The organism is Streptomyces cinnamoneus, assembly GCF_014650495.1.
Taxonomy (GTDB): domain Bacteria; phylum Actinomycetota; class Actinomycetes; order Streptomycetales; family Streptomycetaceae; genus Streptomyces; species Streptomyces cinnamoneus.
The window spans coordinates 114,569-136,726 of the sequence record NZ_BMVB01000002.1; the positions used below are offsets into that span (position 1 = coordinate 114,569).

18 protein-coding genes and 3 tRNA genes are annotated in these 22,158 nt (G+C 73.9%); 9 read left to right on the forward strand and 12 right to left on the reverse strand.

Annotated elements, in window-relative coordinates; genetic code table 11:
* Positions 1–16: 16 nt before the first annotated feature.
* Complete coding sequence (locus tag IE182_RS03065) at positions 17–391, reverse strand: STAS domain-containing protein (RefSeq protein ID WP_190108054.1); 375 nt, start codon at positions 389–391, stop codon at positions 17–19.
* Positions 392–924: 533 nt separating this feature from the next.
* Between IE182_RS03065 and IE182_RS03070 the strand changes: the two genes are divergently transcribed.
* The 5 genes from IE182_RS03070 (at position 925) to IE182_RS03090 (ending at position 4,533) form a co-directional block, all read left to right on the forward strand.
* The gene (locus IE182_RS03070; RefSeq protein ID WP_190108055.1) at positions 925–1,089 is read left to right on the forward strand and encodes a hypothetical protein; all 165 of its coding nucleotides are present in this window, start codon (positions 925–927) and stop codon (positions 1,087–1,089) included.
* A 55-nt stretch (positions 1,090–1,144) separates the two neighbouring features.
* Positions 1,145–1,438, forward strand: coding sequence for a Dabb family protein (locus IE182_RS03075; protein WP_190108056.1), 294 nt, complete (start codon positions 1,145–1,147; stop codon positions 1,436–1,438).
* Between the two features lie 298 nt (positions 1,439–1,736).
* The gene (locus IE182_RS03080; protein ID WP_229844565.1) at positions 1,737–2,543 is read left to right on the forward strand and encodes an RNA polymerase sigma factor SigF; all 807 of its coding nucleotides are present in this window, start codon (positions 1,737–1,739) and stop codon (positions 2,541–2,543) included.
* A gap of 202 nt (positions 2,544–2,745) precedes the next feature.
* Positions 2,746–3,579, forward strand: coding sequence for an RNA polymerase sigma factor SigF (locus tag IE182_RS03085; protein ID WP_071964858.1), 834 nt, complete (start codon positions 2,746–2,748; stop codon positions 3,577–3,579).
* A 150-nt stretch (positions 3,580–3,729) separates the two neighbouring features.
* Complete coding sequence (locus IE182_RS03090; RefSeq protein ID WP_190108057.1) at positions 3,730–4,533, forward strand: hypothetical protein; 804 nt, start codon at positions 3,730–3,732, stop codon at positions 4,531–4,533.
* 1 nt (position 4,534) lies between these two features.
* On the opposite strand, the gene IE182_RS03095 is transcribed toward IE182_RS03090, so the two are convergent.
* On the reverse strand, positions 4,535–4,759 hold the full coding sequence (locus IE182_RS03095; RefSeq protein ID WP_190108058.1) for a hypothetical protein: 225 nt from the start codon (positions 4,757–4,759) through the stop codon (positions 4,535–4,537).
* Positions 4,760–4,940: 181 nt separating this feature from the next.
* Here IE182_RS03095 and IE182_RS03100 point away from each other — a divergent pair, with 181 nt between their 5' ends.
* Both IE182_RS03100 and IE182_RS03105 read left to right on the forward strand, forming a co-directional pair.
* Positions 4,941–5,450, forward strand: a complete 510-nt coding sequence (locus IE182_RS03100; RefSeq protein ID WP_190108059.1) for a MarR family winged helix-turn-helix transcriptional regulator — start codon at positions 4,941–4,943, stop codon at positions 5,448–5,450.
* A gap of 91 nt (positions 5,451–5,541) precedes the next feature.
* Positions 5,542–7,110, forward strand: coding sequence for an MDR family MFS transporter (locus tag IE182_RS03105; protein WP_506417117.1), 1,569 nt, complete (start codon positions 5,542–5,544; stop codon positions 7,108–7,110).
* A gap of 197 nt (positions 7,111–7,307) precedes the next feature.
* Here the strand turns inward: IE182_RS03105 and IE182_RS03110 are convergent, their stop codons facing one another.
* The 9 genes from IE182_RS03110 to IE182_RS03145 all read right to left on the reverse strand — a co-directional run bounded on the left by IE182_RS03110 (position 7,308) and on the right by IE182_RS03145 (position 16,053).
* Positions 7,308–8,069, reverse strand: coding sequence for a TetR/AcrR family transcriptional regulator (locus IE182_RS03110; RefSeq protein WP_190108061.1), 762 nt, complete (start codon positions 8,067–8,069; stop codon positions 7,308–7,310).
* 136 nt (positions 8,070–8,205) lie between these two features.
* Positions 8,206–9,717: an MFS transporter gene (locus IE182_RS03115; protein WP_190108062.1), complete on the reverse strand. Its 1,512-nt coding sequence runs from the start codon at positions 9,715–9,717 to the stop codon at positions 8,206–8,208.
* 73 nt (positions 9,718–9,790) lie between these two features.
* Entirely contained in the window at positions 9,791–11,776 is a 1,986-nt protein-coding gene (locus tag IE182_RS03120) for an ArnT family glycosyltransferase (RefSeq protein ID WP_229844536.1), read from the reverse strand.
* Positions 11,773–13,029: a bifunctional glycosyltransferase family 2/GtrA family protein gene (locus IE182_RS03125; RefSeq protein WP_190108064.1), complete on the reverse strand. Its 1,257-nt coding sequence runs from the start codon at positions 13,027–13,029 to the stop codon at positions 11,773–11,775. Before IE182_RS03125 ends, IE182_RS03120 begins: the two co-directional genes overlap by 4 nt.
* 97 nt (positions 13,030–13,126) lie before the next feature.
* Positions 13,127–14,605, reverse strand: coding sequence for a sensor histidine kinase (locus IE182_RS03130; protein WP_229844537.1), 1,479 nt, complete (start codon positions 14,603–14,605; stop codon positions 13,127–13,129).
* Positions 14,602–15,372 (reverse strand): response regulator transcription factor, encoded by a 771-nt coding sequence (locus IE182_RS31775; RefSeq protein WP_229844538.1) that lies wholly within the window; start codon positions 15,370–15,372, stop codon positions 14,602–14,604. The genes IE182_RS03130 and IE182_RS31775 overlap by 4 nt, the downstream gene beginning before the upstream one ends.
* A 182-nt stretch (positions 15,373–15,554) precedes the next feature.
* A tRNA-Met gene (locus IE182_RS03135) sits at positions 15,555–15,628 on the reverse strand.
* Between the two features lie 45 nt (positions 15,629–15,673).
* Positions 15,674–15,746: transfer RNA gene (locus IE182_RS03140), tRNA-Arg, on the reverse strand.
* Positions 15,747–15,962: 216 nt separating this feature from the next.
* Positions 15,963–16,053: transfer RNA gene (locus tag IE182_RS03145), tRNA-Ser, on the reverse strand.
* Between the two features lie 221 nt (positions 16,054–16,274).
* Between IE182_RS03145 and IE182_RS03150 the strand changes: the two genes are divergently transcribed.
* Positions 16,275–16,751 (forward strand): SSI family serine proteinase inhibitor, encoded by a 477-nt coding sequence (locus tag IE182_RS03150; RefSeq protein ID WP_190108065.1) that lies wholly within the window; start codon positions 16,275–16,277, stop codon positions 16,749–16,751.
* 213 nt (positions 16,752–16,964) lie between these two features.
* Positions 16,965–21,464, forward strand: a complete 4,500-nt coding sequence (locus tag IE182_RS03155; protein WP_190108066.1) for a PAS domain-containing protein — start codon at positions 16,965–16,967, stop codon at positions 21,462–21,464.
* A gap of 97 nt (positions 21,465–21,561) precedes the next feature.
* Here the strand turns inward: IE182_RS03155 and IE182_RS03160 are convergent, their stop codons facing one another.
* Complete coding sequence (locus IE182_RS03160) at positions 21,562–22,149, reverse strand: TetR/AcrR family transcriptional regulator (protein WP_190108067.1); 588 nt, start codon at positions 22,147–22,149, stop codon at positions 21,562–21,564.
* Between the last annotated feature and the right edge of the window lie 9 nt (positions 22,150–22,158).

Sequence of the window (22,158 nt, forward strand, 5' to 3'; positions counted from 1 at the left end):
CAAAAGCGACCGTGCGTCAGGCCGGAACGCTGCCCAGGGCCGCCGACGGGAACTCCTCCAGCCAGACGAACGCCGGCTCCACACCGGCGATCCGGATCACCTTCGAGACCATCGCCCCGCCCCGCACGACGGACAGCCGCGCCCCGCAGCGCACCGCCCGCCCACGGGCCCGCAGCAACAACCGCACGCCGCTGGCGTCCAGGAACGTCACGCCGCGCAGGTCGAGGACGAGATCGCCCCGGCACCGTCCCACCAGCGCCTCCAGGCGCGGCCCCAGCACCTGCTCGGCCAGGATGTCGAGCTCCCCCAGGAGCTCCACGACGACCGCTCCCCCCGCCACACGCTCCCGCATGGTGAAGGCGAGCTCGTGCACGCCCATGGCGAACCTCACCGCCCTCCCACATCGGGCACACCGTGTGCCTTTCTGGTGCCCCGGCAACGGTCCGATTTCACCTCGGACGCCCACCCATGTGCGGCGGCGGCCGCGGCCGGCGGCACCGAGCACGAAAGCCCCGGCTCCGGACCTGTGCGCGGGTCCGGAGCCGGGGCTTCCGGCAGGTGCAGGGCGGGGGAAACGGCGTCGGGGGGACAAGCCGCCTCCCCCGGCGAGGACACGGCTCAATGTCCGGCCGCGGTCGGGGGGGATGCTCACGGCCGGACCCCGCAGTGAGGCCCGTATCCCTGGCCCGCGGGATTCCTGCCAGATTCCGCGGGCACGACTCCATCCTCCGCCCCGCCGGGACCGCGGAAGGCGGGCGAAGGGCCCGCCTTGCAGGGCCTTAAGTCCTTAAAGACGCCGTGAAGGGTGTGAGTACCTCCACACCCCCCGGTCCGCGCGCCCCGGGCCGCACATCCGTCCGTTCGCACGGATGCGCGGTTAGACTCTCGCGACCGCACACGGGACAGCAGGGGAGGGAGTGCGCGATGGTGCAGACGAAGAAGGTCGTGCTCTGGGCACTCGGCATCTTCGTGGCCTACACGATCATCCACTCCCCCGCCCGGTCGGCCGAGCTCGTCCAGATAGGGTTCGAGGGGATCTCGGACGCCGCCAAGAACATCGGCGAGTTCATGACCCAGCTGATCAGCTGACCGGCTCGGTGGGCACGCCGGGCACGGAAGAAGCCACGAGCGAAGAAGGCAGCCAGTGATCCGTCACCTCGTCCTGTTCAAGCTCAACGAGGGCGTCGAGCGCGACGACCCCCGCGTCGTCGCCGGTGTGCGGGCGTTCGAGGAGCTGGAGAAGGCCATCCCCGAGCTGCGCTCCTGGGAGTGCGCCTGGAACGTCTCGGACCGTCCGATCGCCTACGACTACGCCATCAACTGCTCCGTCGACGACACCGACGCGCTGCAGCGGTACCTGGACCACCCCGCCCACCAGGCGGGCGTCGGCCAGTGGCGCGAATTCGCCACCTGGGTCATCGCCGACTACCCGTTCTGACCCCGCCGCGGCAGCCGGTCCGCACGCGCGCAGCGGCCCGTTCCACCTCCCTCCACCGACTCGGTGGGGGGAGTTTTTCGTCGCCAACACGGCGCTATGCGGTGCTTGCACATCTCGGACATGTCTTGTGATGCTATGACCGCTTTTGCCGGATGAGTTGATCGAAAATGACCACAAAGGGGTGGTGGCCGTGCCGGCCCGTACAGCGCCCGAAGCCCCCCTCCGCCGCGACAATCCCGCCGACGAACCGGACCGGACCGACGACCTCACGGAGCCCGGCCCCGCCGACCACGACGCGGTGGGCACCCTGCAGGGGCCGCGCGGCCGCGAGAGCCGCGAGAGCCGCGGGGCCGACGCCCGGGCCCTGACCCAGGTGCTCTTCAAGGAGTTCGCCTCCCTGGAGCCGGGTACGCCCGAGCACGCCCGCGTGCGCGCCGCCCTGATCGAAGCCAACCTCCCCCTCGTGCGGTACGCCGCAGCGCGCTTTCGCAGTCGCAACGAGCCGATGGAGGACGTCGTCCAGGTCGGCACCATCGGACTCATCAACGCCATCGACCGCTTCGACCCCGACCGCGGCGTGCAGTTCCCCACCTTCGCCATGCCGACCGTCGTCGGCGAGATCAAGCGCTACTTCCGCGACAACGTCCGCACCGTGCACGTCCCGCGCCGCCTCCACGAGCTGTGGGTGCAGGTCAACGGCGCCACGGAGGACCTGACCGTGCTGCACGGACGGTCCCCGACCACCGCCGAGATCGCCGACCGGCTGAAGATCCCCGAGGACGAGGTGCTCGCCTGCATCGAGGCCGGCCGCTCGTACCACGCCACGTCCCTGGAGGCCGCGCAGGAGGGCGACGGCCTGCCCGGACTGCTGGACCGGCTCGGCTACGAGGACCCCGCGCTGGCCGGCGTCGAGCACCGCGATCTCGTGCGCCACCTGCTCGTGCAGCTGCCGGAGCGCGAACAGCGCATCCTCCTACTGCGCTACTACAGCAATCTGACGCAGTCGCAGATCAGCGCGGAGCTGGGGGTGTCGCAGATGCATGTGTCCCGGCTACTCTCACGGAGCTTCGCCCGGCTGCGCTCCGCAAATCGAATCGACGCCTAACCCTCACGGGCGACCCCCGCCCCGATGTCATGGGGAAGATAAGTCGACTTGACGCTACAGCGTGTTGCCGACATGTGACATTCTGCAGGAACTGCGTTTGCCACAGCGCAGCCTCCGGTATTCAGGTGGAGGCTGAACACCCCCGGCCGTCCTCACGGCCGGGGCGGCCGCTGTGACCCGTCCGCGACCTCAAGGGGGTGGCATGTCCGTAGACCTGGGCAGCGCGAAGGTGCTCGCCAACGACGCACCGCACGCCGTGCTCGACGACTGCGAAGCCATCGACACCCGCACCCTCTCCCGCTCCCTCTTCCTGCGGCTCGCCACGCTCGAACGGGACAGCGCCGAGCGTACGTACGTCCGCGACACCCTCATCGAGCTCAACCTCCCTCTGGTGCGCTATGCCGCGGCCCGCTTCCGCAGCCGCAACGAGCCGATGGAGGACATCGTCCAGGTCGGCACGATCGGGCTGATCAAGGCGATCGACCGGTTCGACTGCGAACGCGGGGTCGAATTCCCGACGTTCGCGATGCCGACCGTCGTCGGTGAGATCAAACGCTTCTTCCGCGACACCAGCTGGTCCGTCCGCGTGCCGCGCCGCCTGCAGGAGCTGCGGCTGGCCCTGACCAAGGCCAGCGACGAGCTCGCACAGAAGCTCGACCGCTCCCCGACGGTCCCGGAGTTGGCGCTCTGCCTCGGCGTCTCCGAGGAGGACGTCGTCGACGGCCTCGCCGTCGGCAACGCCTACACCGCCAGCTCCCTGGACTCCCCCTCCCCCGAGGACGACGGCGGCGAGGGCTCCCTGGCCGACCGCCTCGGCTACGAGGACACCGCGTTGGAGGGCGTCGAGTACCGCGAGTCCCTCAAGCCGCTCCTGGCCAAGCTGCCGCCGCGCGAACGACAGATCATCATGCTGCGGTTCTTCGCCAACATGACGCAGTCCCAGATCGGCGAGGAAGTCGGCATCTCGCAGATGCACGTCTCCCGCCTGCTGACCCGGACCCTGGCCCAGCTGCGCGAGGGCCTGATCGCGGACTGAGCGCCCGGCCCCGGCCGGGGCCGGCCAAAACGATACGGCGGGCGGCCGGCACCCGGCCGCGAGCCACCCCGCGGACGGCGCCCGGGCAGCGGCAGAGACATGTGGGCCCGGGCGGTGTACAGCTGACGGCCCGTCAGACACACTGGGGCGATGCGACGGAAGACGCTCGTCTCTGCGCTCTGCCTGACCGCCCTGACCGCCCTCGTCACGGGATGCGGCACCAGCGGCCGCGACGGATACGTCGCCACGGGGGCCGCCGGACCCGGCGCCTCCCGGCCCGCGGGCGGCCTCGTGCCGCCGAAGGGCGGAGTGGAGCTCGTACCGCTGGACGCGCCTTCCTCAGCAGGGCCTTCGCGATCGACCGACTCGCCCGGACGTCCGGGCGGGCGTTCGGCCGGGCCCTCACAGCGGGCCCTGCCGTCACCGCCGGCAGGCACACCGCATCCGGCCGCCGGGCCCTCGCACGGCGGCAGCGGCACCCGCGACAGCGGTGGCGACACCCGTGCGCACCCGCCCCGCCCCGCGCCTGCGGCACCGTCGGCGATACCGGCACCGGCACCCGCCGGCCCGGGCACCCCGGGCCCCGCACCGTCGGCTCCGCCGACCTCGCCGTCCGCACCGGCCCCGCCGGCCCCCGCCGCGCTCACCGTGAGCGAGCCGCGCCGCGCATCCGGTCCGGACCGGTGGTGCGAGCAGGTCGCCCTCACCTTCACCAACACCGGCGGCACCCCCGTCACCGGCGGCACCGTCAGCCTCGGCACGCACATCATCGGCGTCTTCGGCACGGACTGGGCGACGGTCACGTCCACTCATCCGCTCCCGGCCCCGATCGCCCCGGGGCAATCGGCCGACGGGACCTGGACGGTGTGCGTCGACGCCTGGCGCGTACCCCTCGGCATGCGCATCGAGACGCGCGACGTCGCCGTGGACCCGGCCCGGCCGCCGGCACAGTGACTCAGCCCAGCGCCAGCCAGACCGCGCCCGCCACCACCGCGATCGCCACGATCACGCCGATGACCAGGCCCGGCCGGGAGCCGGACCCGCTGCTGCGCCGCGCAGCGGCGGCGGCCTGCCGGCCGCCCGGGGCGGGCGCTGCGCCCTCGTCGACGAAGGCACGGAACATCTGGGTGCTGCCCGCGGGGTCGTAGGGACCCTCGGGGCTCTGATGGGGGTTGGCCATGCCCCGGACCCTAGCGAAACGGGCCCGCGGGGCGGGCACAGGGCTGCTGCTTTACGGCGGCCCGGAGAAGCCTTGAGCCTTCCTTTACCCGGTTTGCCGGGTTTTCGTTTGCCTTCAGCAACCAAACTTCTCTATGGTTGCCCAAAGCAACCTAACCTTCCGGAGCCGAGGAGCCCGTGTCATGGCCGCACAGGAGCAGTACGAGGAGCTGGCCCGGCAGCTCAGCGCCATCGGCACCGTCAAGCGCGGCCTGAGCCGGGCCCTGCCCCAGGACTGCTCCCCCGCCACCGCCATGCTCCTGAACCTGCTCAAGCAGCACGGCGACATGCGGATGAGCCGGCTCGGCGAGCTCCTGGGCATCGACGCCTCGGTGACCAGCCGGCACGTCGCCCACGCCGCCGACCGCGGCTGGATCACCCGCCGGCCCGACCCGCTCGACAAGCGGTCCCGGCAGCTGAGCCTCACCCCCAGCGGAGAGGCACTGCTGCAGGAGGTGTCCGTGCGGTACACCGACGCGCTGGCCACCTGCCTGCGCGACTGGTCCGACGACGACGTCGGCCACCTCATCGGCCTGATGACGCGGCTGCGCGAGAGCTTCGGCGAGTGCCGGCCCCGGCTGGCACCGCAGTACCACCCCGCCGGTCACGCCACCGGCAGCACGACCGCTCACCCCACCCGTACACCCGCCTGAAAACCGCAACGAGAAAAGGAAGTCCATGGCCCAGTCCACACCGGCAGGTGTGCGGGACGCCTCGGAGGACGCCGCAGGCGCCGCCGCCCCCATGACGCACCGCCAGATAATGGAGGCCCTCTCGGGCCTGCTCCTCGGCATGTTCGTGGCGATCCTCTCCTCGACGATCGTCTCCAACGCCCTGCCGGAGATCATCCACGATCTGCACGGCAGCCAGTCCTCCTACACCTGGGTCGTCACGGCCTCGCTCCTGGCGATGACCGCGTCCACCCCCCTGTGGGGCAAGCTCTCCGACCTCTTCAGCAAGAAGCTGCTGGTCCAGCTGGCCCTCGTGGTCTACGTGGCCGGCTCCGTCGTGGCCGGTCTCTCCCAGAACACCGGCATGCTGATCGCCTGCCGCGTGGTGCAGGGCATCGGCGTCGGCGGCCTCTCCGCCCTCGCCCAGATCATCATGGCCGCGATGATCTCCCCGCGTGAGCGCGGCCGTTACAGCGGCTACCTCGGCGCCACCTTCGCCGTCGCCACCGTCGGCGGCCCGCTGCTCGGCGGCGTCATCACCGACACGGACTGGCTCGGCTGGCGCTGGTGCTTCTACGTCGGCGTCCCGTTCGCCGTCATCGCGCTGATCGTCCTGCAGAAGACGCTGAAGCTGCCCGTCACCAAGCGCAAGGTCAAGGTCGACTGGCTGGGCGCCTTCTTCATCACCGCCGCCGTCACCCTGCTGCTGATCTGGGTCACCCGGGCCGGCAAGGGCAAGGACTACGACTGGATCTCCTGGCAGTCCGGCGTCATGGTCCCCGGTGCGATCCTGCTCGCCGCGCTCTTCGTCCTCACCGAGGCCAAGGCCACCGAGCCGATCATTCCGCTGCGGCTGTTCCGCAACAAGACCATCGCCCTGTCCTCGCTCGCGAGCCTCTTCGTCGGCGTCGCCATGTTCGCCGGCACCGTCTTCTTCTCGCAGTACTTCCAGCTCGCCCGCAACGAGTCGCCGACGATGTCCGGCGTGCTGACGATCCCGATGATCGGCGGTCTGTTCGTCTCGTCGACCGTGTCCGGCCAGGTCATCACCAAGACCGGGCGCTGGAAGGCGTGGCTGCTCAGCGGTGGCGTGCTGCTCACCGCGGGGCTGGGGCTGCTCGGCACGATGCGCTACGACACGCCCTACTGGCACCTGGCGATCTACATGGCCCTCACCGGCCTCGGCATCGGCATGATGATGCAGAACCTCGTGCTCGCCGCCCAGAACCAGGTCGAGCCGAAGGACCTCGGCGCCGCCAGCTCCGTCGTGACCTTCTTCCGCTCCCTCGGCGGTGCGGTCGGCGTCTCCGCGCTCGGCGCGGTGCTGGCCACGCGGGTGCCGGACTACGTCAAGGACGGCATCACGGCCCTCGGCCCGAAGGCCGCGGCCGCCATGAGCCACGGCGGTACGGGCGGGGGCGGCATCCCGGACCTCGACGCCATGCCGGCGCCGATCCGGACGGTCGTGGAGAGCGCGTACGGGCACGGCGTCGGAGACGTCTTCCTCTACGCGGCACCCTGTGCGCTGATCGCCTTCATCGTGACGCTCTTCATCAAGGAGGTCGCGCTGAAGAGCAGCGGCCCGGCCCCGGCCGCCGTCGCGGCGGCCGCGGACGAGGAACCGGCCCGGCAGGCCGGCTGACAGACCCCGGCCGGGAGCGCGCTACGAGCGGAGCCGCGCTCCCCGGCCGGAGGCCCGGGACCTGAACGGCATGGACGGTTCCGGACCATGGCCCCGGTGGGGTGCGCACGACGGCAGGGGACGGCCGGCGCACTCCCACCGGGGCCTTTGCCGTGGAGCGGGGCCGGGGCGGGAGGGGGCGGGCCCCTCCCGCCGGTTCAGCGGTTCCGCATGGCCTCGATGCCGGCGATCATCATGTCGAGCGCGAAGGCGAAGTCGCGCTCCCGCATCGCCGCGACGGAGTCCGCGCTGCGCGCGTCCATCATCTCCGCGGCCTCCTTGTACAGGTCCGTGAACTCCGGCCGGTCCGCGACCGTGTCCCTGACCTCCCTGAAGTACTCGTCCTCGGTCACCCCGGACTCCTGGTAGCGCTCCTTGGAGAGCGCCTCGACCGTGGCGAACCCGTAGACGAACTGGAAGATGACGCCGAGGACCGCGTTCGCCCCGTCCTTGGCGACCCCGATGCGCCGCTCCAGCCGCAGCGCGACGTCGGCGAACGCCATCGAGCGGGGGCCGATGTTGAGGTACTGGCCCACGAGCCGGGCCACCCAGGGGTGGGCGATGAGCATGGCGCGGTACTCCGTCGCCAGCTCCCGCACCTGATCGCGCCAGTCGGCGTCCTCGTCGCTCAGGTCGGGCGCCCGCATGTCGCCGGCCGCCCGGTCCAGCGCCAGCTCCAGCAGGTCGTCCTTGTTGTCGACGTACCAGTAGACCGACATGGCCGTCACGCCGAGCTCCGCCGCCAGGCGGCGCATCGAGAACTTCGCGAGGCCCTCGGCGTCGAGCAGCCGGACCGTGGTGGCGACGATGCGGTCCCGGTCCAGCGCCCCTTCGCCACCGGGCTCCGCCGCCTTGCGCCGGGGCGCCTTCGCCTTTTCCTCACCGGCCAGCCACACGCTGGTCCGCGGGCTCCTTGCCATGACTTCTCGCTTTCCACCGGCTGTGTGCGCACCGGCTGTGTACGTATCCGCATGCTAGAAGGGCCGGGACGGGGCAGGTGGGCCACGTCGTGCCCTCCCGCCCGGTCCCGGCCCGGGTCACCCCGTCACCGGGGTGTCAGCGCTCGGCGCGTTCCGCCCGCCGCAGCAGGACGGCCGCCAGCACGCCTCCGGCCAGTACGGCGCACGCGCCGACCAGCTGGCTGGTCTGAACGCCGGTGGCGAAGGCGTCCGAGATCGCCTCGCGCTCGTCCGCCGTGCCGGCCTTCGCCAGCGCCTCGGGCAGGGAGCCGGCACCCGCGGCGACGGCGGGGACCAGCGCCGAGAAGCGGGAGTTGAGCACCGCGCCCAGCACCGCCACGCCCAGGCCGTTGCCGGTCTCCTGCAGCGTGCCGTTGACGCCGGCGCCCACGCCGGCCTTCTCCGGCGGGATGGCCGACATGATGGCGTTCGCCATGGCCGGCATGTTGATCGCGATGCCGACGCCCATGAGGACCAGGCCCAGCAGCATCCCGCCGTAGCCGTGCGCCCCGAGGACGGCTATGGCGGCCAGACCGGCGGCCAACAGGCCCATGCCGCCCGCGATGGCGGCCGGGGTGCCGATCTTCGGCAGCAGCCGGGCACCGACGCCGGTGAAGTTGAGGACGACGATGACCAGGGCCAGCGGCGTCATGCGCAGGCCGGTCTCCAGCGGGTCGTAGTGCAGCACCAGCTGCAGGTGCTGGCCGAGCAGGAAGAACGAACCGCCCATGCCGAAGGCGACGAGGATGCCGCCCGACACGGCGCCCACGAAACGGCTGTTGCGGAAGAAGTGCATGTCCAGCATCGGGTACGGGCAGCGGGCCTCCCACAGCGCGAAGAACGCCAGCGTGACCAGGCCGACGAAGGCCGAGGTGAGCACCCGGGCGGAGGTCCAGCCGTGGGCGGGGCCGGAGATGATGGCGAAGACGACGCCCGTCATGCCGATCGTGGACAGCAGCGCGCCGAGCAGGTCGGGGCGGTCGCCCGCGGGGTTCTTGGACTCGGGCACCCACTTGAGCACGGCCAGCATGCCGAGCACGGCGACCGGCAGGTTGATCAGGAAGATCGAGCCCCACCAGAAGTGGTTGAGCAGGGCGCCGCCCACGATCGGCCCGCCGGCGAAGCCGAGCGCGCTCACCGCTCCCCACAGGCCGATGGCCTTGGGACGCTCCTCGTCGTCGAAGACCTGCACGACGACGGCCAGGGTGGTCGTCATCAGCAGGGCGCCGCCGATGCCCATGCCCGCACGGGCGGCGATCAGCTGCCCGGTGGTCTCGGAGAGCGCCGCGCCGAAGGAGCCGAGCCCGAAGAGGGCGAGGCCGAGGGCGAGGAGCTTCTTGCGCCCGTAGCGGTCGGCGGCGCTGCCGGCGGTGAGCAGGAGTCCGGCCTGGACCAGCGAGTAAGCGTTGATCATCCACTGGATGTCGGCGGTGCTGGCCCCCAGGTCCTCGGTGAGCGAGGGGATGGCGACCGTCAGCACGGTGTTGTCCAGCAGCACGGTGAGCTGGGCGAGGCAGATGACGCCGAGGACCAGCCAGCGCGTGGGAAGCCGGTGCGGCTGCTGCCCGGCCGCGGCCCCGGACGATGTGTCGGCGGTCGTCGCCGTCATGATTCCCCCCTGTACGGTGTACAACGAATGTGTTGTACACCGTACAGGGCTTCTTCTACGGCGTACAAGTTATTTATTTCCGCGGGCCGCTCAGGTCGTAGAGCGTCACCCCCGCGACGGTGGTCTCCGTGAAGTGCTCCGCCACCCAGGAGGCGACGTCCTGCGTGCCCCGGCCCCGCCCGCCCGGTGCCCCCTCGGCGGCGATGAAGTAGTGGATGCGCCCGGCCCGGACGTACGCCTGGAACTGCTGCAGCGTCGGGGACGGATCGCTTCCGTTGAAGCCGCCGACCGGCATGACCGGCTCCCCGCTCGCCAGTTGGTAACCGGCCGCGTTCTGCGAGCCGACCGTCGCGGCGGCCCAGGTGTACGAGCCGGCGTCCCGCCGCAGCGCGGCCGCCGCCGCGGCCGGCACGCGCTGCCCGCCGAGCAACCCGCCCATGCCCCCGGCCGCACCGGACCGCTCCCGGTCCGCCTGACCGGCACCCCCGGCACCCCTGGCAGGACCCCCGGTGGACGGAATGCCCCGGGGGACACCGCCGCCCCGGCGCGCCCCGCCGGGGCCGCCCGCGCCCCGGGGCGCCCGTCCGGCGGGCGGCCGCTCCCCGGGCGGCCCGCCGGCCCGCCCGAACCGCTCCCCCCGCACCGCCGGACCGGCCGTCACGATCGACCCGCCGTGCGCCGTGCCCACCGTGTCGAGCGTGTACGCCACCGGAGCCGCGAGGCAGACCGCCACGGCCGACCCGGCCACCGCCCGCGCGCCCGCGCCCGAGCCGCGGCGGACGACGAGCAGCAGCGCGCCGACGGCCACGCCGCCCGCCAGGACCGCCCACTTCAGCCACGGCAGCCACGCAGGAGTCCGGCCGAGCAGGACGTACGCCCAGGCCGCCGTGCCCGTGACCACCACCGCGAGGACCGCCCGCACCGCCGGCGCCCGCCGCCGCTCCCACAGCAGCACCGCACCCTGGCCCACCAGCGCGGCGACGTACGGGGCGAGGGCCACGTTGTAGTACTGGTGGAAGATCCCGGACATGAAGCTGAAGATGGCGAACGTCATCAGCAGCGCGCCGCCCCAGGCGAGGAACGCCGCACGCCGGACGTCGGTGCGCGCACCGCGCCGCGTGATCCACAGGCCGGCCAGCAGCAGGACGAACGCCGCCGGCAGCAGCCAGGCGATCTGCCCGCCCATGTCCGTGCCGAAGAGCCGTCCGATGCCGGTCTCGCCCCAGCGGCCACCGCCGCCGCCCGGGCCGCCGCCGACGCTGCCCGTCTCGTCGCCGTTGATGCGGCCGAGCCCGTTGTAGCCGAACGTCAGCTCCAGGAAGCTGTTGTGCTGCGAGCCGCCGATGTACGGCCGCGAGGCGGCGGGCCACAGCTCGACGACGGCCACCCACCAGCCGCCGGACACCACCATCACCAGCCCGGCCGCCAGGAGTTGCCGTACGCGCCGCCACGGCGCGGCGGGGGCGCAGACCGCGTAGAGCAGCGCCAGCGGCGGCAGGATCAGCCACGCCTGCAGCGTCTTCGTCAGGAAGCCCAGCCCGAAGCAGAGGCCCGCCAGCAGCAGCGGGCGCGTGGCCGCCTGCTCCAGCGCCCGCAGCACACAGGCCACCGCGCAGACCATGAGCAGGCACAGCAGCGCGTCGGGGTTGTTGAAGCGGAACATCAGCGCGGCCACGGGGGTGAGCGCGAGCACACCGCCGGCCAGCAGGCCGGCCGCCTCCCCGAAATGACGGCGCACGGTCCCGTGGAGCACCCCGACCGCGGCGACGCCCATCAGCGCCTCGGGCACCAGGACCGACCAGGAGTGGAGCCCGAAGAGACGGATGGACAGGCCCATCGGCCACAGCGCGGCGGGCGGCTTGTCGACGGTGATGGAGTTGCCGGCGTCGGAGGAACCGAAGAAGAGGGCCTTCCAGCTCTGGCCGCCCGCCTGCGCGGCGGCCGAGTAGAACTGGTTGGCGTAGCCGGAGGCGCTGAGGTCCCAGAGGTAGAGGACGGCGGTGCCGGCCAGGAGGACGAGCAGCCCGGCGGACGGGCGGCGGCGGAGGAAGGGGGTCAACGTGTGCTCCCTGAGGTGTTCTGCGGGAAGACCCACGCGCGCAGCAGGAGGAAGCGCAGGGCGGTCGCGGCCAGGTTGGCGACGACGAGGACGGAGAGTTCGGTGGTGTGTGCGGCGCGGCCCGCGGCCAGGCCGAGGGCGGCCAGCGAGCCGCTCGTCAGGGCCAGTCCGATCCCGAACACGACCAGCCCCTGGGCCTGGTGGCGCACGGCCCGCTCCCGGCCGTGCACCCCGAAGGTGAACCGCCGGTTGGCGGCGGTGTTGCCGAGGGCGGTCAGCAGCAGGGCGACGGCGTTGGCCACCTGCGGGCCGGCACCCGCGCCCGTGCGCAGCAGCGAGTACAGCGCCAGGTAGGCGAGCGTCGAGAGCACGCCGACCGCACAGAAGCCCAGCACCTGCCGGGCCAGGCCGCGCGGTACGCCCGGCACCGTGCGGTCGCGGGGGTCGTCGCCGAAGGGCCGGGCCAGCCGGTCGAGCGGCAGCCGTCCCGTGGCCAGGGCCCGCCCGACGCGCCACACGCCGCGCAGGTCCTCGGCGGCGGTGCGCACGATGTGCACCGAGCTGTGCGGGTCGTCGACCCAGTCGACCGGCACCTCGTGGATGCGCAGCCCCGCGCGCTCGGCCAGCACGAGCAGTTCGGTGTCGAAGAACCAGCCCGTGTCCTCGACGAGCGGCAGCAGCCGGTCGGCGACGTCCTTGCGCACGGCCTTGAACCCGCACTGCGCGTCGGAGAAGCGCGCGGCCAGGCCGGTGCGCAGGATGAGGTTGTACGCGCGCGAGACGAACTCCCGCTTCGGCCCGCGCACCACCCGCGAGCCACCGGCCAGCCGGGACCCTATGGCCAGGTCGGAGTGGCCGGAGATCAGCGGGGCGACGAGCGGGAAGAGGGCGTTGAGGTCGGTCGACAGGTCCACGTCCATGTAGGCCAGCACGGGCGCCTCCGACAGCGACCACACCGTTCGCAACGCCCTCCCGCGCCCCTTGCGTTCCAGCCGTACGGCGGTGACCTCCGCGACGGCGTCGTCGAGGGCGGCGGAGATGTCCGGGGTGCGGTCGGTGCTGGCGTTGTCGGCGATGGTGATCCGGAAGGCGAACGGCAGGGTGGCCGTCAGGTGTGCGTGGAGCCGGCGCACGCACGCTTCGAGGTCGCGCTCCTCGTTGTGAACGGGCACGACGACGTCGAGGACGATGCCGTCGAGGGGGAGGGGCGTACGGGCCGGGAGGGGTGGCGGTTGCCGTGTCGTCCGGGTCATGGCCCCGACCCTGTCGCGTGGCGCTGTCCCGGCCGTGTGGAGCGCCTGTGCGCGGGCTGTGGATCACGCCCGGCCGGGGTCGCCCTGCGCGGTGCGGTCAGGCCCCGCCGTGCACCGGCAGCTCCACCGTGAAGACGGTCCGGCCGGCGGCACTGGCCGCCGCGACGCGGCCCCCGTGCGCCGTGACGACCGCCCGTACGATCGCCAGGCCGAGCCCCGTGCCGCCGGCGTCGGTGCGGGCGCGGGACGCATCGCCGCGTGCGAAGCGCTCGAAGACCCTCGGCAGGACCGCTTCCGGTATCCCCGGCCCGTCGTCCTCGACCTCCACCACCGCGCACCGGCCGTTCCCCGGCCGCACGCGCGCCGTCACGGTCGTCCCCGCCGGGGTGTGCGTCCGCGCGTTGGCCAGCAGGTTCACCAGCACCTGGTGCAGCCGCCCGGCGTCCCCGCACACGCGCACCGGCGCGTCGGGGCCCGGCAGGTCCAGGCGCCACGCGTGCCCGGGGCCCGCCGCGCGCGCGTCGCTGACGGCGTCGACGACGAGCGGGGAGAGGTCCACGTCCGCGCGCTCCAGCGGGCGCCCGGTGTCCAGGCGGGCGAGCAGCAGCAGGTCCTCCACCAGGCCGGTCATCCGCTGTGCCTCGGATTCGATGCGGCCGAGGGCGTGCCGGGTGGCCGGGCCGGTCCGCTCGGGGCCGCGCCGGGTGAGTTCGGCGTAACCGCGGATGGAGGCCAGGGGGGTGCGCAGTTCGTGCCCGGCGTCGGCCACGAACTGCCGTACGCGCGTCTCGCTCTCCTGCCGGGCCGCCAGGGCCGAACCGACGTGTCCGAGCATGCGGTTGAGCGCCGCGCCGACCTGCCCGGCCTCGGTCCGGGGGTCCGCTTCCGCTTCCGGTACGCGCTCGTGCAGGGCCACCTCGCCGCTGTGCAGCGGCAGTTCGGCGACGCGCGTGGCGGTGGCGGCGACGCGGCGCAGCGGCCGCAGGGCCAGGCGTACGATCGCGCCGGCCGCGAGCCCGGCCGCGACCAGGCCGGTCGCGGTGACGCAGACCTCGACCAGGACGAGGGTGTTCAGGGTCTCCTGCACGGCGGCGGTGGGGATGCCGACGAGGTAGGCCGTGCCGTCGGGGGCGGTCACGGACGTGACCCGGTACCGGCCGCGGCCGGGCAGGTCCACCTCGTGCGGCCCGCCGTCGCGCGGCAACCGGGCGAGGGCGTCGCCCTGGGCCGCGGTGAGCGGCTCCAGTTCGGGGAAGGCGGGGCGGCCGCCGTCCGGCTGGATGCTGACGGCCGCCCGCAGCACCCGGCCGCCGTCGCCGGTCACCGCCCCGACCGTGCCGATGGGCTGGCCGCCCGCCTTGAGGAAGCGCAGCGGATCGGTGTCGTCGTGGGGCGCCGGGGCGCGGTGCCCGGCGGCGCGCCGGGCCACTTCGCCGAGCTGGGTGTCGAGCTGCCCGTAGAGGTAGCTGCGCAGCACGATGGTGGTGACGGTCGCGATCACCGCGCAGACGACGGCGACCAGGGCGACGGTGGACAGGACCAGGCGGGTGCGCAGGGGCCGGGGACGCCTGCTCACGCGGACGCGGCGGGCGGTGCGGCGGGGGCGGCCGCGGGCTTGATGAGGTAGCCGGCCCCGCGCCGCGTGTGGATCATGGGCTCGCGCCCGGCGTCGATCTTCCGGCGCAGGTAGGAGATGTAGAGCTCGACGACGTTGGCCTGCCCGCCGAAGTCGTACGACCAGACGCGGTCGAGGATCTGCGGCTTGCTGAGCACCCGGCGCGGATTGCGCATGAGGAAGCGCAGCAGCTCGAACTCGGTGGCGGTCAGGTGGATCCCGGTACCGCCCCGGGTGACCTCGTGGCTGTCCTCGTCGAGGACCAGGTCGCCGACGGTCAGAAGGGAGTCGCCGCGCGGCGCCACCGCCCGCGACCTGCGCAGCAGGCCGCGCAGCCGGGCGACGACCTCCTCCAGGCTGAACGGCTTGGTGACGTAGTCGTCGCCGCCGGCGGTGAGCCCGGCGATGCGGTCCTCGACGGAGTCCTTGGCGGTCAGGAAGAGCACCGGCACGTCGGGCCGGTCGTGCCGCAGCCGGCCCAGCACGGCCAGGCCGTCCATGTCGGGGAGCATCACGTCGAGGACGACGGCGTCCGGCCGGAACTCCCGGGCGCAGCGGACCGCTTCGGTGCCGTCGGCGGCCGACCGCACGTGCCAGCCCTCGTAGCGCAGGGCGAGGGAGAGCAGGTCGGCGAGCGGCGCCTCGTCGTCGACGACCAGGACGCGTACGGGGCTTCCGTCATCGTGCAGCAGCTGGGTACGCCCTTGGGGCGAGGCGGTGGTCGGCATGGTGACGATGGTGGGAGCGGCGGGTGAGAGGGGTCTTTCCCCACTCTGTGAATCGTCTGAGAATCCGGGGGCGGTGATTTCGGCCCCGGCCGCGCCGCCCGCGGGCCGGATGCCCGCGGGCCGGATCCGGGTCCGGGAACGCCACAGGCCCGGTACCAGTGGTACCGGGCCTGTGGTCTTAGTAGCGGGGACAGGATTTGAACCTGCGACCTCTGGGTTATGAGCCCAGCGAGCTACCGAGCTGCTCCACCCCGCGACGGTCGGACTTCCGGGACCGATATCGGCTCCGGTTGTCCGGCTGTGCGCTCGGCAGGATTCGAACCTGCAACCTCTTGATCCGTAGTCAAGTGCTCTATCCGTTAAGCTACGAGCGCTCGGCTTTCCGGCGGACTTTCTTGCCGGTCGGCGTTGCGTGGACAACATTACATGAACCTCGCCGCCAGACGAAATCCCTTACCGACACCCCTTCTGACCTGCGAAAACAGCCCATACGCAAGATCGCGCGAGGCGGTGGCGGAAGGTCTCGGCCCACGGCGCGCCCATGCAAAAGCCCCGGCCGTCACAAGGACGACCGGGGCTTCCGGCGACTGCGGAGGCGGAGGGATTTGAACCCTCGATGGGCTTTAAGACCCAAACCGCATTAGCAGTGCGGCGCCATAGACCGGACTAGGCGACGCCTCCAGCTACATCCGCGCATGCGCGGGTGTCGCGTGCAGATGATGACACAGCCCTGGGGCTCGCCACCAATCGCACCCTACGGTACCGGGCGACGGCTGCCCTGGGCAAAGGGCGTTACCGGCGCGCAACGCGGGGCGCTCCGGCGCGTTAGTTCGTCACGAGGGGTCCGGCCCGGATTCCGGCCGCCCGTCCCCGTCCCACTCGCATCCCCCGGGAGTCTCCGCATGTCACTCCGCCGCGTCGCCCTCGCCGCCGCGCTGGCCGCCCCGCTCCTCGCCGCCACGGCCGTCGCCACGGCCGCCCCGCTTCCGCTGGGCGGCGCCGACGGGCCGGACCGCGGCGGCGACCACCTCACGATCACCGTCAGGGACACCGGCTCCCACGACGGCACGTTCGAGCTGTACTGCCACCCGGCCGGCGGCACCCACCCGCGCGCCAAGGAGGCGTGCGAGCAGCTCGACGGGCAGACGCAGTGGGGCAGGGACCTCTTCGCACCCGTGCCGAAGGGCCAGATGTGCACGATGCTCTACGGCGGCCCGGAGCGGGCGCACGTGAGCGGCACCTGGGCGGGCCGGCCGGTGAACGCCGACTTCAACAGGAAGGACGGGTGCGAGACGGCGCGGTGGAACAAGTTCTCCATCGTGTTCGGGGAGTCGAAGGGCTCGCCGAAGAAATCGGTCGTGCAAACCGGTCGGGAGTGACGCCGAGGTCACCACGAAGGCGGACACGAGGGGCATGTCCGGCCTGCCCGAGACGCCCGGCAGCCACCCGGTGACGGCCTCAGGCACACCCGTCATCCGCAGTAGCGCCCGTAACGGCAGCCCGTAGACTTCCCCTCAATGACAGGCCCCGAGGCGGCGCAAACCCGCCCGGAGCGGTCGGCAAGGTGCGGTATTCAGGGAGGAAGCGTCGTCGTGAGCAGCAGGCCATCCCGAGGCGCTGCTCGCCTCGCAGCCATACTCGACGCCCTGCCCGATGCCCTGTTGCTGGTCAACTGCAACGGCACGGTCGTCAACGCCAACCACATCGCGCTGGAGACGTTCGAGGTGCCCGGCACCGGTCTCGTCGGACGCGGGCTGCTCGACCTGCTGCCCGACTTCGACTCGCGGCGCATCCCCGGCGGACTGCGGCCGCCGCGCGACGACGCCGACGGCGGGCGCACCAAGCCCACCCGGATGATCGCCCGGCGCACGGACGGCACCCAGTTCCCCGTCGAGGTGACCAGCGCCAACCTCGACGGCCGCACCCCGTACGCGGAGCCGCACGCCTCCTACGACGACGAGCTGCTCATGCTCGTCGTCCGCGACCTGACCGGCACCGTCGACACCGAGGCCGAGCTCGCCCGCTCGCAGCGGCAGACCGAGATGATCCTGCGCGCGGCGGCGGAGGGCGTCGTCGGCGTGGACACCGCCGGCAAGGTCGTCCTCGTCAACCCCTCGGCGGCGCAGATCCTCGGCTACCGCGCGAGCGACCTCGGCGGGCGCGAGCTGCACCCCCTCATCCACCACTCCCGCACGGACGGCACGCCGTTCCCGTACGAGGAGTCGCCCATCGCCGACACCCTGCGCTCCGGCCGCAAGCACCGGGTGCGCGGGCAGGTGCTGTGGGCCAAGGACGGCCGCGCGGTGCCGGTCGACCTGACGACCGCGCCCGTGCGCGACGGCGACCAGCTCGTCGGCGCCGTGATGACCTTCACCGACCGGCGTCCGTACGACGCCCTGGCCGCGCGCCACGCCCAGCTGCTGGCCACGCTGGACAGCTCCCTGCGCGGTCCCCTCGACCAACTCCGCGCCGAACTGGGCACCTTGGCCGACGACCCGGCCGGCCAGCTCTGGCCCGAGGCCAACCAGATCCTGCACCACCTGGCCGCCGGCTACGCGCGGATGACGACGCTCGTCGACAACGTCCTCGCCTACCAGCGGCTGGACGCCGGGCAGGACAAGCTCGACCGGAAGAAGGTCAAGCTCGACGAGGTCGTCGCGGCCGGCGTCGACGGCGCGGTCGAGCTGATCGGCCCCGGGCGGGCGCAGTTCGCCGTCCACGCCCCGGCGATCGAGGCCGAGGTGGACGCCGGGCGGTTCGCACAGGCGCTCGCGCACCTGATCGCGGACGTCGCCGGCGTCGACGCCACGGGCTCGACGTCCACCTCCGCTTCCGGTTCCGGTCCGGGCTCCGGCGACTCGACGATCGTCGTCGCGGCGGCGCAGCGCGGCGACGTCGTGCGTGTCGAGGTCCGCGGCCCGTACCCCGGCGGCGACCCGGTGCACGGCCCGCTGGTGCGCGGCATCGTGCGCCGGCACGGCGGCGTGCTGCAGACCCACGACCTGCCCGGCACGTCGGGCGGCAAGGCGTACGTCCTGGAGGTCCCGGTCTCGGCCGACGCGGGCCCGGTCCCGGCGTCCGCCCAGCCGCAGGGGCCGGACACCGAGAACCTGACGACCGTCATGCCGATGCCGACGCAGCGCGCGCGGGGCATGAGCCCGGACGCCGAGCCGCAGGGCGGCAGCCTCGGCCAGGACGCCGCGCAGAGCGCACAGGGTGCGCAGGGCGGTGGCCGGCGGGCGCGCCGCGCGGAGCCGCCGGCGGCCGAGGCCGACGGCGCCGGCACCGGCGGCACGGCTGCGGGCCCCGCGGCCGCACAGCAGCCGACCGGACGGCGGCGCGGCCCCGCCCGCCCGGAAGAGGACTCCGGCGAGGGCGGGAGCGAGCGACCCGGCGCGGGACTCGTACCGCCGCAGGCCACGGGCGCGCCGACCGGGCGCCGGGCGCGCCGCGAGGCGGCGGGCGAGGCCGCGGGCTCCGCGTTCGCGCTGCCGCCGGCCGAGGCGGACCGCCCGGCCGAAGCCGCCGAGGCGACGGCGCCGACGGGCCGACGGGCCCGCCGCGGCGTGGCGGAGGCCGCACCGGAGGCCCAGATCCCCAGCCAGGCGACGGACGAATCGTCCGCTCCGCGCACGGCGTTCGCGCTGCCGCCGGCGGACGCCGACCGCACGCCGGAATCCCCGGCGTCCCCCGTCTCCCCCGTGTCTCCCGCGGACGAGCCGCCCGCCTACACCCCCCGCGGTGGAACGGACGCCTTCCTGGGCTCCCCCCGCCCCACCCGTCCCCGCCCGAACCCCGACCCCGTGGAGCCGACGGCACCGGGTGCGGGGGCGGTGGCGTACGGGCCGGACGGGGTGCCGGTGCCGGCCGGTGAGAACGCACGGCCGCAGGGTGCGGGCAGCGTGCCGACGCCCCGCGCCGACGGCGCCCCCACGGCCGGTGGCGGCGGTGTGCCGGTGCCCGGCGGTAGTGGCGCGCCCGTGCCAGGGCCGGGCGGTGCGCCGATGAGCGGTGCCCACGGGGCAGGTGGCCGCGGTGCGCACATCGCTGACGGCGGCGGCGTACCCGTGCCCGGCGCCGGTGGCGCGCCCGTTCCGGGGCCGGGCGGTGCGCCGATGAGCGGTGCGCACGGGACAGGTGGCCGCGGTGCGCACATGGCTGACGGCGGCGGCGTACCCGTGCCCGGCGCCGGTGGCGCGCCCGTGCCGGGGCCCGGCGGTGCGCCGATGAGCGGTGCCCACGGTGCGCATGTGGCCGGACCCGGTGGTGCGCCTGCGCCGGGGCCGGGCGGCGCGACGACGAACAGTGCGGCCGGTCCCGGCGGTGCGCCTACGGCCGGTGTGGTGCCCGTCCCGGGGCCGGGCGGTACGGCGACGAACGGTCCGGACGGCCCGCACGGCACCGGTCCCGCCGGTGCGCATGTGGCCGGTGGTGTGCCGGTGAGCGGTGCGGGCGGCGGGCCTGCCGCCGCCCGGAGCGGGGCGCCGGGGCCCGTGCAGGGCCGGGCACAGGTGACCGGCAGCGGCAGCGCGCCCCTGGCCGTAGCCGATGGCGCACCGGCGCCCGGGCAGGGCGCTGCGCCCGCCGCCGGCGCCGGAGGCGTACCGGTGCCCGGGCAGGACGGTGGGCCTACGGGCGGCGGCGTCGCTGTGCCCGCGGCCGGTGGCGCCGGTACGAACGGCGCGACCGCCCCGGCCCGGCCGGGCCCGGACGTTTCCGACGCCTACAACGACGGCGGCCCGCAGCCGCAGGGCGTGGCCGTACCCGGCAACGGCGGGACGTCCCCCCACGCCGGCCCCGCCGCGGGTGCGCAGAGCCCCGAGGGCGAGGACGGTTCCGCCGAGGCATACCGCTTCGAGGTCCCGCCGGCGGGCGGCGAGGCCGCCGCCCCCGTCCCGACCGGCCGGCGCCGTGCGCGGCGCGCGCTCGCGGAGGAGCCGGGGGCCGCGCCGAAGCAGGCCGGTGCCGAGGCCCCGGCCGCGCGGCCCATCAGCGTGCGGATGCTGGGGCAGGGTCCCGGCACGGGCGAGACCCCGGCTCACGGAACCCCTTCCGCCGGCTCCGGCCGCCGCCGCAAACTGGCGAACCCGGCCGAGGGCGAGCGCGAGGCGCAAGCCGCCCAGGCGCAGGCACAGGTGCAGGCCCAGGCACAGGCCCGCCCGGACGCCCCCGCCGCTCCCCCGGCCCCCGCGGCCCCGGCCGCGCCCGGCAACGGCACCGCCCGCCCGCACCCCCTCGGGGCCCCCGAAGGCCGTGCCTTCGCCATAGGGGCACCGGACGAGGGCGCCGAGGGCCCGGAGCCGCTCGACGGGCCGAACGGCGCGGTCGAGGTCGTGGAGGCCGTCCGCCCGCCGATGGACGACGAGTTGCCGCCGGAGCCACTGGACAACCCGCGCCGGCTGCTCGTGTGGCCGGCCCCCGACGAGTCCACCGAGAAGGCGCTGACCGAGCGCGGCTACCGCCCGGTGATCGTGCACTCCCGCGAAGAGGTGAACGCGCAGATCGCCGCGTACCCGGCGGCGCTGTTCGTCGACCCGCTGACGGGCCCGATCACCCGGACCGCGCTGCAGTCGCTGCGCGAGGCGGCGGTCGCGGCCGAGGTGCCGGTGCTGGTGACGGCGGGCCTGGGGCACGCGACGCGGGAGGCCGCCTACGGCGCCGACCCGGCCGTCCTGCTCAAGGCCCTCGCGCCGCGCGACAGCGAGATGCACCCGCCGCGGGTGCTGCTGATCGAGGAGCACGAGCCGATCGCGAACGCGCTGACCGCGACGCTGGAGCGGCGCGGGATGCACGTGGTGTGCGGGGCGACGGACGCGGAGGCGGTGACGCTCGCCGCGCAGACGCGCCCGAACCTGGTCGTCATGGACCTGATGCAGGTGCGGCGCCGTCGCGCCGGCATCGTCGACTGGCTGCGCGGGAACGGCGCGCTGAACCGCACGCCGCTGGTCGTCTACACGTCCGCCGACATCGACCCGTCGCAGCTGCCGCGCCTGGCGTCCGGCGAGACGGTCCTCTTCCTCGCGGAGCGCTCGACGAGCGCCGAGGTGCAGGGCCGCATCGTGGACCTGCTGGCGAAGATCGGTACGAACTGACGCCCTTGCGGGGGCGCACCGCCCGGCCGCCGGGCCGTCGGACTGCCCGAACGCCGGGCCGTCGGACTGTCCCGGCAGGCCGGCCGCCGGGGCGGCCCTACGCCTCGCGGCCGGTCAGGCGGCGTGCGGCCGCGCGGACGGACGCGCGCAGCCGGGCCGCGTCCTCGTCCGTGTCGCCGATGAGGATGCGCCGCATCTGCGGCTGCACGGTGGCCCACGACGCCAGGGCGATCATCATGAAGAGCAGGTCGGGCGCCGGGATGCGGGCGTCGACGACGCCCTCGGCCTGCGCCTCGGCGAACACGGCGACCTTGCGCTCGTAGTGGCGCTTGCGCTCCTCCTCGTGCGGGATGCCGTCGGCGCCGTACTCCAGCCCCTCCCAGAAGACCAGCCTGATCAGCTCGGGATGGGCGGCGTGGTAGTCCATGAGGCGGTCGATCCACCCGTCGGGATCCTCGGCGTCGACGGGGATGGCGGCGGCCAGCTCCATGAGGCGCCGCTCCAGGACCTGGGAGAAGAGCTCGGCCTTGTTGCCGAAGTAGGCGTAGATCAGCTGCTTGTTCGCCCTGGCCTCGCGGGCGATGCGGTCGATGCGGGCGCCGGCGATGCCGTGAGCGGCGAACTCGGCGGTGGCCGCCTCGAAGATGCGGGCCTTGGTGGCCTCGGGATCCCTGACTCCTGCCATGCGGAACAG